Source organism: Caballeronia udeis (assembly GCF_044909315.1).
In the GTDB taxonomy this organism is placed as follows: domain Bacteria; phylum Pseudomonadota; class Gammaproteobacteria; order Burkholderiales; family Burkholderiaceae; genus Caballeronia; species Caballeronia udeis_A.
On sequence record NZ_JBIYEB010000007.1, the window covers coordinates 23,831 to 39,010 of the forward strand.

Annotated in this window: 9 protein-coding genes; 7 read left to right on the forward strand and 2 right to left on the reverse strand. The window is 61.3% G+C overall.

What is annotated here, in order from left to right; translation table 11 throughout:
* The first annotated feature begins 60 nt into the window (after window positions 1-60).
* From rlmH to rng, 3 genes are all read left to right on the forward strand, one after another.
* On the forward strand, window positions 61-531 hold the full coding sequence (rlmH, locus tag ABH944_RS13500) for a 23S rRNA (pseudouridine(1915)-N(3))-methyltransferase RlmH (protein ID WP_404606993.1): 471 nt from the start codon (window positions 61-63) through the stop codon (window positions 529-531).
* A gap of 69 nt (window positions 532-600) precedes the next feature.
* Entirely contained in the window at window positions 601-1,221 is a 621-nt protein-coding gene (locus ABH944_RS13505) for a Maf family protein (RefSeq protein WP_404606995.1), read from the forward strand.
* 7 nt (window positions 1,222-1,228) lie between these two features.
* Entirely contained in the window at window positions 1,229-2,698 is a 1,470-nt protein-coding gene (rng, locus tag ABH944_RS13510; protein WP_062087906.1) for a ribonuclease G, read from the forward strand.
* Between the two features lie 603 nt (window positions 2,699-3,301).
* Here the strand turns inward: rng and ABH944_RS13515 are convergent.
* Window positions 3,302-7,456, reverse strand: coding sequence for a CheR family methyltransferase (locus ABH944_RS13515; RefSeq protein WP_404606997.1), 4,155 nt, complete (start codon window positions 7,454-7,456; stop codon window positions 3,302-3,304).
* Window positions 7,457-8,225: 769 nt separating this feature from the next.
* Here ABH944_RS13515 and ABH944_RS13520 point away from each other — a divergent pair.
* The 4 genes from ABH944_RS13520 to ABH944_RS13535 all read left to right on the forward strand — a co-directional run bounded on the left by ABH944_RS13520 (window position 8,226) and on the right by ABH944_RS13535 (window position 13,264).
* Window positions 8,226-8,447 (forward strand): hypothetical protein, encoded by a 222-nt coding sequence (locus tag ABH944_RS13520; protein WP_404606998.1) that lies wholly within the window; start codon window positions 8,226-8,228, stop codon window positions 8,445-8,447.
* 480 nt (window positions 8,448-8,927) lie between these two features.
* The gene (locus tag ABH944_RS13525) at window positions 8,928-12,152 is read left to right on the forward strand and encodes a multidrug efflux RND transporter permease subunit (RefSeq protein WP_404606999.1); all 3,225 of its coding nucleotides are present in this window, start codon (window positions 8,928-8,930) and stop codon (window positions 12,150-12,152) included.
* 94 nt (window positions 12,153-12,246) lie between these two features.
* On the forward strand, window positions 12,247-12,552 hold the full coding sequence (locus ABH944_RS13530; protein ID WP_062087910.1) for a hypothetical protein: 306 nt from the start codon (window positions 12,247-12,249) through the stop codon (window positions 12,550-12,552).
* Window positions 12,553-12,625: 73 nt separating this feature from the next.
* Window positions 12,626-13,264, forward strand: a complete 639-nt coding sequence (locus ABH944_RS13535) for a VC0807 family protein (protein ID WP_404607002.1) — start codon at window positions 12,626-12,628, stop codon at window positions 13,262-13,264.
* Between the two features lie 63 nt (window positions 13,265-13,327).
* Here ABH944_RS13535 and msbA read toward each other — a convergent pair whose 3' ends face one another.
* Window positions 13,328-15,055: a lipid A export permease/ATP-binding protein MsbA gene (gene msbA / locus ABH944_RS13540; RefSeq protein WP_404607333.1), complete on the reverse strand. Its 1,728-nt coding sequence runs from the start codon at window positions 15,053-15,055 to the stop codon at window positions 13,328-13,330.
* Between the last annotated feature and the right edge of the window lie 125 nt (window positions 15,056-15,180).

Sequence of the window (15,180 nt, forward strand, 5' to 3'; positions counted from 1 at the left end):
ACGTTCGTCGCGCCATCACGGCGCGGACGTAGTGCGGATCACGCGCGTTGCATTGCCGCCATGAAACTTCATATCCTTGCGGTCGGCCACAAGATGCCCGACTGGATCGCGACCGGCTTCGACGAGTATGCGAAACGCATGCCGCCCGAGCTGCGCATCGAGTTGCGCGAGATCAAGCCTGAACAGCGTTCATCGGGACGTAACGCCGAGAGCGTGATGGCCGCCGAACGCGTGCGAATCGAAGCGGCACTGCCCAAGAATGCGCGGCTTGTCGCGCTGGATGAACGCGGCCGTGACTGGACCACCATGCAACTCGCCGGCGCATTGCCGGACTGGCAGCAGGATGGCCGCGACGTGGCGTTCGTGATTGGCGGCGCCGACGGTCTAGACCCACAGGTCAAGGCGCGCGCCGAAGTCCTGCTGCGTGTTTCAAGTCTCACGCTGCCGCACGGCATGGTCCGCGTGCTGCTTGCCGAACAGCTCTATCGCGCGTGGAGCATCACGCAGAATCATCCCTATCATCGCGCGTAAGGCGTGGCATCGGGGCGTTGAATGATTACGCCTGGGCCAGCCTGCGCGTGACCTTCAAGACCTGCGAACATGCCATTGTCCAGCCTCCCTTTTGTTTATCTCGCGTCGCAAAGTCCCCGGCGGCAAGAACTGTTGCAGCAACTCGGCGTGCGCTTCGAGTTACTGCTGCCGCGTCCCGATGAAGACGCCGAAGCACTCGAAGCCGAGTTGCCCGGCGAGGCGGCTGATGCATACGTGCTGCGTGTCTGCGCGGCAAAAGCCCAGGCGGCGTACGCTCGTCGCTTGAAGGGCGGACATCGTGCGGCACCCATTCTGGTGGCCGATACAACCGTCACCCTGGATGGCGCGATCATGGGCAAGCCCGACAACGCGGACCACGCTGTCGAGATGCTCGAGCGGCTATCCGGACGGGATCACGAGGTGCTGACAGCGCTTGCCGTGGTCGACGCCGAGGGCGTTCCGCTCACCCCTGTTCTATCGCGTTCAGTAGTGCGCTTCGCCGCCGTCGAGCGTGCTGCACTGCAGCGTTACGCGGCGACCGGCGAACCGCTCGGAAAGGCCGGTGCGTATGGCGTTCAGGGGCGTGCCGCGGCGTTCATCGAACGGATCGAGGGGTCCTATTCGGGTATCATGGGCCTGCCTCTTTTCGAAACAGCAGCACTCCTGCGCGTGGCGCGCGTCGACTTCTAAACAGTCCATGAACGAAGAAATCCTGATCAACGTCACACCGCAGGAAACCCGCGTTGCCCTCGTTCAGCAAGGTGCGGTGCAAGAGCTTCACATCGAGCGGACGTTATCGCGCGGGCGGGTAGGCAATGTGTATCTCGGCAAGGTCGTGCGCGTGCTGCCCGGCATGCAGTCGGCCTTTATCGATATAGGGCTGGAGCGCGCGGCGTTCCTGCACGTAGCGGACATCTGGCATCCCCGTATTGCCGGTGAAACGCATTCGAATGCGCCGCACACGCCGATCGAGAAGATCGTGTTCGAAGGCCAGGCGCTGATGGTGCAGGTGGTCAAGGATCCTATCGGCACGAAAGGGGCGCGGCTGTCCACGCAGGTGAGTATCGCGGGGCGCACGCTGGTTTATCTGCCGCAGGAGCCACATATCGGGATCTCGCAGAAGATTGCCAGCGAGGCCGAGCGCGAGGCCATCCGGGCACGGCTGACCGCTGTCCTTCCTGCGGATGAAAAAGGCGGCTATATCGTCCGGACGATTGCGGAAGATGCGTCGAGTGAAGAGCTCGCGGCCGACGTCGCGTATCTGCGCAAGACGTGGGCAACCATTGTCGCGCAAGCGCAGCGGGTTGCGCCCACCTCGCTGCTGCATCAGGACCTCAATCTCGCCCAGCGTGTGTTGCGCGATTTCGTCAATGACGAGACCTCGCGCATCCAGGTCGATTCGCGCGAGACGTATCAGATGCTGGCCGAGTTTGCGAGCGAGTTCACGCCGGCCGTGGCCTCGCGCGTGCATCACTATGCGGGCGAGCGCCCGCTTTACGACCTGTACAACATTGAAGCCGAGATCCAGCGCGCGTTGTCACGGCGGGTCGACCTGAAGTCGGGCGGTTATCTGATGATCGACCAGACCGAGGCAATGACCACTATCGACGTGAATACGGGCGGTTATGTAGGTGCCCGTAATTTCGACGATACGATCTTCAAAACCAATCTTGAAGCAGCGCATACCATTGCCCGGCAACTGAGGTTGCGCAATCTGGGCGGGATCATCATTATCGATTTCATCGATATGGAGAACGTCGAGCATCGCGAGCAGGTGCTTGGCGAGTTGAAGAAGGCGTTGTCGCGGGATCGGACGCGGGTGACGGTGAACGGATTTTCGCAGCTCGGGCTGGTTGAGATGACACGCAAGCGCACGCGTGAATCGCTCGCGCATGTGTTGTGCGAACCCTGCCCGACCTGCGATGGCAAAGGCCAGGTGAAGACACCGCGGACCGTCTGTTACGACGTGTTGCGCGAGATCATGCGCGAGTCGCGCCAGTTCAATCCGCGTGAGTTTCGCGTGGTGGCGTCGCAGCAGGTGATCGATTTGTTTCTCGAGGAAGAGTCGCAGCATCTTGCAATGCTGATGGACTTTATCGGCAAGCCGGTCTCGTTGCAGGTGGAGTCGAACCTGAGTCAGGAGCAGTACGACATCGTCCTGATGTAGGAATGCAGCCGCTGGCAAGTCCGGCCTCCTGATACTCAGCCGGCCGGCGTTCAACCTGAATCGATTCACCCCCAACCCAAACTACGATGCGCTCTGCGGGACCGTTATCAACCCGCGGATCTTCTGTCGCAGTTGAATCACATCCTCGCTCACATAAGGCACCTGCTCCGTGTACGCACAACGAATCATGTACGTAAGAGCGGATTCGATCTGTTGCAACATTGCGCAAGCAGACTGATCGGTTGAAACGGCCGGTTTGGGCTCGGTCGCCCATGAGATTTCTTGCATGATTTGACTCCAAAGTAAGCAAGCTGTGCCTGGTGTTTAGTTGACACCAAATAGTCACAGCTGTTGCCTTACAAGAAATCACCGACGGTTTTCGTACCTTTTTCTGTTACGTCTGCCAGCAGTCGTGGATACCCTCCGGAAAATAGTCATATTTCGCCAAAAGCGCGCTCTGTGCCCGTCCACGAACCGCATGCAGAGACGATCGAAGCGCTCAATATGTCATCGGCATAACATCGACATAACGCGAGTGACCAAACTGCAAGGTTGGATAAGAATTACTAATCTGAAAGTAAGCAACAATACGCACAATCCCCCTCACCTCCGCAAACTCCGGTCAATCGCCGCGACCAACCCCTTCAGCGATACCGGCTTGCTCAAATGACCGTTAAACCCGGCATCGAGCGCGCGGGTCACATCCTGTTCGCGGCCAAACCCGGTGAGCGCAAGCGCAGGCAACCGCGCGGTGCGTGGTGTCCTTCGCATCTGCTGGATCATCTCGTAGCCGTTCATGGTCGGCATGCCGATATCGGACAGCACCACGTCGAACTCCTGCTGCGCCACCGCTTCAAGCGCCTGCTCGGCGCTCGGCTCGGCACGCACCTGCGCCCCCTCCATTTCAAGCAGCGTGCGAAACGCCTCGAGCGCTTCAACAGAATCATCGACGAGCAACACACGCAGCCCCTTCAGGATGCCCGGATCAACGTATTCACGCGTAGTTTCCACAAGCGGTAACGGTGCGTTCTCCGGCAACCACAAGCGAAAGCGTGCCCCTTGTCCCGGCCCCGCCGACTCAGCTTCAATACGGCCGCCGTGCAATTCCGCGAGTTGCTTCACGAGCGACAGCCCGATCCCAAGACCGCCCCGATCCCGTCGGCCACCCCCATCGGCCTGGCTGAACATCTCGAAGATACGCGGCAGGAAACCGGGATCGATGCCCTGCCCCGTATCCGCCACCTCGACACAAACGAACCCGCTTTCCCGCGATAAAGTAATCCGCACCCGCCCGCCACGCGGCGTGAATTTCAGCGCGTTGCGCACGAGATTCCAGATCATCTGCTCGACGCGCTCGGCATCGGCATGAATCATCACAGCGGCATTGGTGCCCGCCACCGACAGCTCGATATCAGCAGCCTGCGCATCCGCCGCGCTCGCGGCCGCGACCGCCTGCAGCACGGACGCGACCTCCACCGGCGCGAACCGGAGCGCGAGCTTGCCGGTCCGTACACGCGACAGGTCAAGCAAGTCGTCGATGATCCTGGCCTGCCCCGCGACGGCGCGCTGGATGGCATCGGCGGCGTCCTGCACAGTTGAAATGTCCCGCACATCGGGTAAGCGCGTGAGCAATTCGGCCTTCACGTGAATCAGGTTGAGCGGGTTTTTAAGCTCATGCGACAGCACCGAAAAAAACTCGTCCTTCAACCGGTCCGCGGCCTCGGACTGCGCGCGAATCGCACGCTCGAGCGTGAGTGCAAGTTGTTTCTGGCTCTCGATACCCGTCCTGTCAGTGACGTCGCGGGAGATCTTCGCGTAACCACGGAACAGATCGGATTCGACCGGCGTGGTGACGCCACTGCAATAAATTTCGGTGCCGTCGGAGCGCACGTGCCAGCGCTCGTCTTCAGCGCGGCCGGCCTGGCTCGCGCGTTGCCGTTCAAGCAAGGGCGCACGCGCCTCGCGATCGGCGGGAAGAAAGATGAGATCGATCGGCTGGCCTCGCACTTCGCTTTCTGCATAACCGAAAATGCGCTGCGCACCGCCGTTCCACGTGACGATCACACCGTCCATGTCCAGCACAATGATCGCGTAGTCGTTCGTGGTGATGGCCGCCAGCCGCAACCGTTCTTCACTGCCGCGCGCGGCGGCTTCGGCCGCTTTCCGTGCCGTGATGTCGATCAGCGTGATGACCGCGCCATCGATCTGATCGTCCACCGTGCGATATGGCAGCACCCGCGCGAGATACCATTCACCGCGGTCCGTGCGGATCTCGCGCTCGGTAAGGGTGAGCGTGTCGAACGCGGCGCGTGCATCGGCGGCCATTTGCGGATAGTCAAGCCGATGCGTGAGGTCCAGCAATGGCCGCCCGATGTCCGACGCAATCAGCTTGAAAATCCCGACCGCAGGCGGCGTATATCGCTTGATGCGCATCGCGCGGTCGACGAACACCGTCGGAATGCCGGTGGACGAGATCAGGTTGCACAGGTCATCGTTGGCTTTGACCGTCTCGGCAACCGTTTCGGAGAGCTCAAGGTTCACCGTGACCAGTTCTTCATTGACCGACTGCAACTCTTCCTTGCCCGCTTCGAGTTCCTCGGTGGTCGAACGCAATTCTTCGTTGATCGCCTGCAATTCTTCATTCGATGCCATCAACTCCTCGGAGGACACACTGGCGTCTTCAGTCAACGAGTCCATCTGCGTCTGCGTGCGATACAGGTCCTGCTCCAGATCGACGAGTTTGGCGGCATCGGGGCTGTCGCCGCGCGCGGGGACATCCTGTTGCACGACGGTCTCGTTCTCGAATTCGTCGAAGAATACGACGATCACCTCCTGCCCGCTGTCATCGTCCTTGAACGGACGGGCCGAGATATTGACGAACGAAAGTTTCTCGCCCCGAGAAAAGCGCACACGCCGCGACACGACGCTGTCGCCGTCACTTAACACGCAATGCAGCGTGGTCCGCAACTCCGCGCGCAGCTCCGGGTTGACGAGCGTGAGCAGATTGCGCGAAGGCTCACCGCTGACATACTGCAGGAAACGCCCGGCGCGATCGGACATATGCAGGATCACGCCATCGCGATCCACCGTGACGTTGGGCGGCGCATAACGCTCGAATACACGCTGACGCAACGCCGCGAGCGAAACAAGCGTGTCGCGCCCCGGACCTGGCCGCCTGGGGATATTGAAGATCGCGGGGCGGATGAGCGGCAGCGGCGGCATCGCGCGCGTGCCAATGCGCTTCGACTGGTAAATGCGGTTGCGCTTGTCCACCTGCTCGAACAGGTCGCTTGCGATCTCGGTGGATTCCGCGCCGCCGAGAAACAGAAAACCGCCCGGCCGCAGCGCAAAGTGAAACATCTCCAGCACCTGGCGCTGCACCGTTCTGTCGAGGTAGATAAGCAGGTTGCGGCAGGAGACCACGTCCATCCCCGAAAATGGCGGATCGCTCAGGATATTGTGGACAGCGAACACCACCTTCTGGCGCAGCTCCTTGCTCACCTGGTAACGGCCGCCTGGTTTTACAAAGAACCGGCTTAGCAGCTCGGGCGATACGTCCGCCACGATCGATCCCGCATAAACACCCGCACGGGCCGTATCGATCGCACTCGCGTCGACATCGGTCGCGAACACCTGGATCAGCGGAAACTTGCCATGGGCCGGCCCATGCTCGGTCAGCAACATGGCCAGCGAGTACGGCTCCTCTCCCGTCGAGCACCCCGCCGACCACGCGCGCACCGGCTCGTCAGGCGAGCGTCCTGTGAACAGATTCGCCGCGACCCGCTGCCCGAACGCATCGAACGACTTGCGGTCACGGAAAAAATTCGTCACGCCGATCAGCATGTCCTTCAGAAGCGCAGTCGTTTCTTCAGGATGCGTTTCGATAAACCGCTTGTATCCGGCCAGATCGGCTACGCCATTCACCTGCAGCCGCCGTTCGATGCGCCGCATCACCGTGCCGCGTTTGTAATGCCGGAAGTCATGGCCAGTACGGATGCGCAGGATGGTCAGCAATGCTTGAAGCACGTCAGCGTCGGAGTCAGCGTCGAGGTTCGAAATGGGTGACTCGACGCCGGGTTCGTTGCGTGGAAGGTCGTCGACAGCATGCAGCGTTTTCATCGCGCGGGCGCTGTCGCGCAACTCGATCAGACGCGCGGGCATCCGCTCGACAGACAGCACGATGTCGACAAAGCCGGTTGCCAGCGCATTGCGCGGCATCTCGTCATATTCGGCATCCAAGGGGTCCTGCACGATGTTGATGCCGTTCTGCTCCTTGATCCGCGCAATGCCCATGGCGCCGTCGCTGCCCATGCCCGAAAGGATGATGCTGATGGCGCGAGCCCGGTGCGCGTCCGCCAGACTCCGGAAGAACAAGTCGATCGCGACTGGCCGGCGTCGCGATTGATCGCTCGGCGTGACCCGCAGACACCCCTCCGAGAGCCATAAATCGTTCGCCGGTGAAATCAGGTAGACCGTGTTCTTTTCAATCGGCGTGGTGTCGAAGACCTGCACGACCGGCATGGTGACTGAGCGTTGCAGCACTTCGTCGACATGACTCGCGTAATCAGGGAATATATGCAGCACGACAACGAACGCCATGCCGCCGTCCTCCGGCATACCCTGCAGCAAGCGCATCAACGCCTGGATTCCACCCGCCGACGCGCCGATGCCGACAACGGGGAAGTCGATTGGATGCGGATCGGGCAACGAATCCGAAGACGAAATGATCTGGGCGCCGGGGTGCTTTCTAATGGTCATCGGAGGCTCCTTCCGGGTACTCGCAAACCGTCTGGTTAACAGCGATTTGCGACCCGGGTTCCTGGCCATCCGCGCCGGGTGTCCTTCCGACTCGCGAGATAGAAACAGGCAAACAGGTAATAACGACGTTATAGTCTTTAGTATTGTTTAAAATATATTAATCCTTATTGGCGCCGCCGGAGCAAAGATTCTTGATTAACCACACTATTTAATTCTTGCAAAAGCGCTTGCCTCGGCGCCGCGAAACATCTGAACTCGATTTCGGTACAAATTATTATCTCCATGGACAATCAACAGTAAATTATCGGTATGTTTTATCGATAAACAGACAATACTTAAATCGGCAATAACGACACGTATCCAATCAATATGAATTAGCATGTTCGACCGGTTTACCGTTTGCGCGCAATCAACGCCTCCGCGCCTCGACCCGCAAAGGTAACGCGACATGCCGTAACGCCGTAACGGCCGTAACGCGCATCGCCGTAACTCATCACTTTTTAACCACCTTACATTGCCTGCCGATCCTTGCCAGTAAAGGATCCACAGAGTTTTCCCCGAGTGCCGCCCAGCGTGGCACGACTCCTGCTCATGACCTATCAAGCCGGGCATTGGCCAGTGCAGCGGCGAAGCGGCTCTTATCGAATGGATCAGAGGCCGATTTTAATGAAGCACCACGCCGTAATAGCTTATACAACGCATATAAAAGCGTTGAACCGAACGGCAATAACCAGCGACCGCAAAAATGACGGCGCTACCGGGGAACACAATGAATCATCTGCTCATAGAAACCGATCTTGCGCATCTGGAACGCATAATCAACCGGATTGCATCCAGTCATGGCCTGTCTTTATCGTATTGGAGACACCGCGTGGATTGCGTATTGTCGATGAGCCTCATGCCGGCACAACGCAAGCGCATAGGCCATATAGACGCCGTCATCTCGATGCTTGAACAATCGGCCTCGGGCAAGATCCCACACCTCAATTGATGACTCAGCAAGGTCGACAGGCCATCCGGATGGCTTGTCGACAACTCGCTATCCGAATCGACTCGCGTTAAACCAAATCTTCCTGCAGCGCATATTTATTTAATATCACATTTGATAATAGGCCATGTTTTAAAAACATATTCTCGTCATCACCCAATATTAAACAGCGATGAAAATTCCTGCTGTCATTGAGATTCAGGGATGAAATCGCGACTGACAAAAACGGCCGTTCTTTAATAAAGCTGGACACGGTTAATTTATGTTTTTAATATCAGTTCGCTGACGCTCAGGCGAAAACCGAGACGAAAGCGGAAAGCGCAGACGCCCTCAACGTCACCATGTCCGGCACTCGCTGAACCAACGCACCCATTGGCGCGTTTTCCGGATGGGTTGTCACGGCATCCAGGCCGCGGCCGCCTCAATGAAGCTCCGTGAATGCCGCCAGCATTCAATCAACCCCATTGAATCGTCAGGACCCGCGTGCCGTCTTTTTTCATCGATCGTCCGGTTTTTGCGTGGATTGTCGCCCTGGCCATTTTCGTGGCCGGTGCGCTGGTCACGCCCTTTTTGCCGGTCGCGCAATATCCGCGCCTAACGCCGCCGCGCATTGTGATTGCCGCGATGTATCCGGGGGCGTCGCCGGAAAGCGTGGACAACACCGTCGCGAGCGTGATCGAAGAGAGCCTGGACGGCGCGGAAGGCCTGCAATACTACGAAACCACGAGCGACAGCCTCGGCGAACTCGAGATTGCAGCCACGTTTTCAGCAGGCACGAACCCGGACATCGCCATGGTCGATGTCCAGAACCGGATGAAGCAGATCGAGTCGCGCTTGCCGCAGCCTGTCGTGCAGCAAGGCATCACCGTCTTCAAGTCGACGGGGACGTTCCTGATGCTCGTCGCGCTCACGTCCACCGACGGCCAGCACGATTCCGTGCAATTGAGCGACTACGTCAACCGCACCCTGCTGCGTGACCTGAAACGCGCGCCGGGCGTTGGCTCAGCCGAACTCTGGGACGCCGGGGAGGCGCTGCGGGTCTGGATCGATCCGATGAAACTGCGCGAATACAACCTCGCCGCCGCCGACGTGACACAGGCCATCGCCGCGCAAAACGCGACGGTCACCGCCGGTACGCTCGGCGACGTGCCGTTCGTCACCGGCCAGCAACTGACGGCATCGGTCACGGTCAGGGGGCAATTGATCTCGCCCGCGGAATTCGGCGAAATCGTGCTGAAGGCACGCACGGACGGATCGACTGTCCGGCTGAAGGACGTCGCGCGGGTCGAGCTGGGCCGCGACAGCTACGCGTCGTTTTCGCGGTTGAACGGCAAGCCGGCGGCCACCATTGGCATTCGCCTGTCACCGCAGGGCAACGCCATGGAAACCTCCGGCGCGATCCGCGCGAAGCTCGCGGAGTACTCGCGTAACCTGCCGCCGGGCATGGCGGTGGAGATCCCGTTCGACAGCGCCAAGTTCGTCCACGTCGCGCTGCACGAAGTGGTGCTGACGCTGTTCGAAGCCGTATTGCTGGTGTTCCTGGTCATGTGGCTGTTCCTGCGCGACTTGCGTTATGCACTGGTGCCCACCGTGGTCATTCCGGTTGCGCTAACCGGCGCGCTGCTGGCGCTTTATGTGCTCGGCATGTCGATCAACGTGTTCACCCTGTTCGCGCTGGTGCTGGCGATCGGGATCCTGGTCGACGACGCCATTGTCGTGGTCGAGAACGTCGATCGCGTGATGCGTGAAGAGGGTCTCTCGCCGCGCGCCGCCACACGCCGGGCGATGCAGCAGATGGGCGGCGCGATCGTCGGCATTACGGCCGTGCTGACCGCCGTGTTCGTGCCGATGGCGTTTTTCCCCGGCAGTGTCGGCGGAATTTACCGGCAGTTCACGGTTGCGATGATCGCGTCAATTCTCGTCTCCGCGTTCACCGCCCTTTCGCTCACGCCGGCGCTGTGCGCAAACTTGCTGAAAGCGCCTCCGCGAAGCGCCTTGCGGCATGGCGCTCACGGATCCCACAGTGCGCAAAGTTCGCACACGGCCGGTGGCCGCTCGTTCGGCTTTACGGCGGCCTTCGACTGGACCTCGCGGGGATATCGCGGCCTTGTTGCGCGCGTGCTGCGCCGCGCGGGTCCCCTGTTCGCTGTGTATCTCGTGCTGGCCGGTGCGTGCGCCGTGCTCTACCTGCATATGCCGGGCGGCTTTTTACCCCAGGAAGACCAGGCACAGCTTCAGGTGATGGTGCAGTTGCCGGCAGGCGCCACGCAGGCGCGCACGCTCGCGGTTGTGGAACAAGCGGAAGCCATCCTGCAACACGAGCCCGCTGTCGCGAACGTGACGAGCGTGGTCGGCTGGAGTTTCCAGGGCAGCGGTCAAAACGTGGCCATGTGTTTTGTCGACCTGAAGGACTGGTCATCGCGAGACACCGACGCGGCCACGCTGCGCGACACGCTGAACCGCTCGCTCTCGAAGATCATGGACGGCGACGTGGCCGCCCAGATGCCACCGTCGGTGCCCGGCATGGGCCATTCCGAAGGCTTTGTGATGCGGCTGGAAGATCGCGGCGGCATGGGCCTGGCAGCACTCACTGCCGCGCGCGAGCAGCTCTTCGAACAAGCCCGCAACAACCCCGCTTTCGCCGAGGTGCATTCGGAAGCGTTGCCGGACGCGCCGCGTATCGTGCTGGACATCGACCGCGCGAAGGCCTATGCGCTGGGTGTTTCGTTCGACAAGATCGGCGACGCGCTGGGGAACACCTTCGGCTCGTCGTATATCGACGACTTCCCGTCGGGCGGCCGTATGCGCCGCGTAATGGTCGCCGCCGATGCCCCTTCGCGCATGACCGAAGACAGTCTCATGAACCTCTCCGTGCGCAACGCGGCCGGGCAGATGGTGCCGTTATCGTCGGTGGCCTCGTTGCACTGGACGACCGGCCCGACGGTCCTGACGCGCTACAACGGCTCGCCTTCACTCGACGTCAGCGGCCGCCCGGCCAACGGCACCAGTTCCGGCGCGGCAATGGCCGAGATGGAGCGGCTGGCGCAAGCCTTGCCCGCGGGCGTGGGTTTCGACTGGACCGACACTGCGCTTGAAGAGACTCGCGCCGCCCGGTTGACGCCGGTGCTGATTGGCTTGTCGCTGCTGGCCGTGTTCATGGCGCTCGCAGCGCTTTACGAGAGCTGGACCATCCCGCTCGCGGTGCTGACCATCGTGCCGCTGGGGGTGATAGGTGCGGTGATCGCGATGCTTCTGCGCGGCATGCCGAACGATATCTACTTCAAGGTCGGCATGATCACGGTGATTGGTTTGTCGGCGAAAAACGCGATCCTGATCGTGCAGTTCGCGCGCACCTTGTACGCCGATGGCACGCCGTTGACGGAGGCAATCGTGGCGGCGGCCAGTGCGCGCTTCCGGCCGATCGTGATGACATCGGCAGCGTTCTTGCTGGGCGTGGTGCCTTTGCTCGTGTCCACCGGCGCCGGGGCGGAGAGCCGCCGGTCGATCGGGACCGGCGTGTTCGGCGGCGCCATCACGGCGACCGTGCTGGGGCTGGTGTTCACGCCGCTGGCGTTTTATATCGTCGTGTCGGGGCAGCGGTTGATCCAGCGCGGAGTGAAGTCGATGACACGGAACCAGGCAAAGGAGAAGGCGAACGTTGAGTCCGAGGTACCCGGTGCCGATGTTCAAGGTTCGCAGGAAGGATAGGTTTCGCCCGCGCTCCGGCACCCCTTTCTCCCTATGCGATTCCCTTATGATGGCGGCAGTCTCGCGTACTTCCACGCGTGTCAGGAGGTATGACATGAAATTTCCAGCGGGATCCGTTCAGGCGCTCAGTTCGGCCGCATCGACGGTGTTTTCCATCGGCATCGTGTTCCTCGGTTACTGGGGTATCCACGAGGGCTCGCACTGGCGCTCCGGCGACATCTCCGTCGCCCTGCTGGCACTCGCCGGTTTCGCGTGCCTCGGTGCGGTACCCTGGCTCGCCACGTCCCCCACAGAACACCCCGACGATGAATCCCGCCTGCGTCTCGCACGTCACGCGTTCCTGGGTGGCGTAGCGGCGCTGTGGCTGGCGATCGTCGTGTCCGTGTTCACGCAGCAATGAGGAGCGCTCGCGGCGTGGTTCCGGTCGTGGTTGCGAGCATCGGCTCTCGTCTGTTCCCCGGCACCATTTCGTCATGAAGATACGAGCAGGTCTTGTCGCCGAACTCGCGGTCAATCTCGTGCTGCCGTGGCTTGCGTATCGCCTCGCGTTGCCGCATTGGGGCGAGCTCGGCGCGCTGTACGCGTCGGCGGTCCCGCCTATTGTCTGGAGTCTCGCGGAGTTCGCAAGAACCCGTCGCGTCGATGCCCTCAGCATCCTGGTCCTGCTCGGGATTGCAATGTCCATCGTGCTGATGGCGCTTGGCGGGAGCCCGCGGTTGCTGCTGATGCGCGAGTCGATGGCGTCCGGCGCAATCGGCGTAGTGTTCCTGCTGTCGCTCGCGATGCGGCGCCCCCTCACCTTTTATCTCGCGCGGGCGACCGTCGCGCGTGAAGCGGAAGGCGGCGCACAACGCTTCGAAGCGCTATGGAACGAGCGGCCACCTCTGCGCCGATCGATTCGCCTGATGACAGCGGTCTGGGGTCTCGGCCTGACCGGTGAGAATGCGCTGCGAAGCTGGCTGGCGTGGCACTGGCCAATCGAGCGCTTCCTGGTGGTTTCGCCGTTCATCGGCTATGCCATCTACGGCGCGCTCACGGTATGGACCTTGATGTACCGCAAGAAGCTGCAGAAGCGCGCCACGGCGGCACCTGCAGCGCCTGTTCGCCCGTGAGGGAATAGCCGGCTTCCCCAAGCGAAAACGCGTCCTGGCTTTCGGCGCAAGGACGCGCATCGATTAAACGGAAAAACCCTCAGGCTGCTGCTGATACTGGATACGGTGAAGGTTCGCGTACAGTCCGTTCAGGCGCAGCAACTCGGCATGGCTGCCTTGCTCCGCAATTTTTCCGGCGTCCATCACCAGAATCCGGTCGGCGCGCTCAATGGTAGAAAGGCGGTGAGCAATCACCAGCGTCGTGCGCCCTTTCATCAGCGTTTCCAAGGCTTCCTGCACATGCCGTTCGGACTCGGAATCGAGCGCGGACGTGGCTTCATCGAGGATAAGAATAGGCGCGTCCTTGTAGATCGCCCGTGCGATGGCCAGCCGCTGCCGCTGACCACCCGACAAGCGCATGCCATTGCCGCCCACACGCGTGTCCACACCGTCGGGCATGGCCGCGACGACATCCGCCAGATTCGCTGCAGCCAGCGCAGCCATCACCCGCTCACGATCCGGCGTCTGGCCGTACGCGACGTTGGCGGCGATCGTGTCGTTGAAGAGCACCACGTCCTGGCTCACCATCGCCATTTGTCCGCGCAGATCGTGCAGGCTGTACTCGGGAAGCGGCACGCCGTCGACCAGCACCGCACCGCCGGCGGGATCGAAGAAACGCGGCAGCAGGTTGACCAGCGTGGTCTTGCCGCTTCCCGACGCACCGGCCAGCGCCACCATCTCGCCGGGCGCGATCTTGAACGAGATCGCGTCGAGCGTTGGCTGTGCGGCCCCATATGTGAACGACACCTCGCGGAACTCCACCTCGCCGCGGGCGCGCTCGAGCGGCCGGCCGCCGCCTTCGGGCTCGGCGGGTTCATCGATAAGCCCAAAGATCAGTTCCGCCGCCGTCATGCCGCGCTGCAGCGGCTGGTTGATATCGATCAGGTGCTTGAGCGGCGAGATCACCAGCAGCATGGAGGTGACGAACGCCACGAATCCGCCGACGGTGGTCTGGTCGTTCGCCGACTGCACCACGGCGATGGTGATCACGATCGCCAGCGCAATCGATGCCAGAAACTGCGTAAGCGGCTGCGCAAGCCCGCCGGACACCGTCATGCGCATCTGGTAGCCGCGCAGGCGATTGCTCATGCTGGTGAAACGGTCGTTTTCGTAGCGCTGGCCGTTGTGCACCTTGACGACCTTGTAACCACCAACCGTCTCTTCCACGATGTACGACAGCTCGTTCGTCAGCAACTGCGACTCGCGGTTGAGCCGCCGCAACCGCCGGTTGATCTTGCTCACCAGCCAGCCGATAGCCGGCAGGATCACCGCGATCACCAGCGTCAGCCGCCAGTTGAGGATAAACAGGTATCCCAGCAGGAATACCACGGTGAGCGAGTCGCGCACGAGCGTGACGACCACGCTCTGGAGCACGTTGAGGATCTGGTTCACCTCGAACACGATGGCGTTGATGATCGTGCTGGCCGTTTCCCGCTGGAAGAAGCCGGCGCTGGTATGGATCATCCGGTCGAACATCTTCAGGCGGAGTTCGAGCAGGATCTTGTTGGTGACGTAGGAAAGCAGGTAGCCCGACGCGTATTGCGCGCCGCCCCGCACGACCGCGAGGCCGACCACCGCTGCCGGCACGATCCACTTGGCGCTGGCGCTGCCTTTCGCGCCAAAGCCATGATCGAGCAGCGGCTTGAGCAGCATCGGAATGCCTGCCTCGCTCGCGGCGACGAAACCCATGGCGATCAGGCCCAGCGCGACAATCCAGATCAGCGGGCGGATATACGGCCAGAGCCGGCTCATCACGGCGGCCGGCGAGGTGGTATCCCCGCTGCCGATCGTCTTGCTCAAGGTTGGCTTCTGACTCAAAAGGTGTCCTTAGTCGTAGGTCGGACGGCGGGCGGAGCAGGACTGAACCTGCGTCCCGG

Coding starts and splice junctions, on each gene's coding strand:
- rlmH (WP_404606993.1), top strand. CDS start 61: ATGAAACTTCATATCCTTGCGGTCGGCCACAAGATGCCCGACTGGATC.
- ABH944_RS13505 (WP_404606995.1), top strand. CDS start 601: ATGCCATTGTCCAGCCTCCCTTTTGTTTATCTCGCGTCGCAAAGTCCC.
- rng (WP_062087906.1), top strand. CDS start 1,229: ATGAACGAAGAAATCCTGATCAACGTCACACCGCAGGAAACCCGCGTT.
- ABH944_RS13515 (WP_404606997.1), bottom strand. CDS start 7,456: ATGACCATTAGAAAGCACCCCGGCGCCCAGATCATTTCGTCTTCGGAT.
- ABH944_RS13520 (WP_404606998.1), top strand. CDS start 8,226: ATGAATCATCTGCTCATAGAAACCGATCTTGCGCATCTGGAACGCATA.
- ABH944_RS13530 (WP_062087910.1), top strand. CDS start 12,247: ATGAAATTTCCAGCGGGATCCGTTCAGGCGCTCAGTTCGGCCGCATCG.
- ABH944_RS13535 (WP_404607002.1), top strand. CDS start 12,626: ATGAAGATACGAGCAGGTCTTGTCGCCGAACTCGCGGTCAATCTCGTG.
- msbA (WP_404607333.1), bottom strand. CDS start 15,055: ATGAGCCGGCTCTGGCCGTATATCCGCCCGCTGATCTGGATTGTCGCG.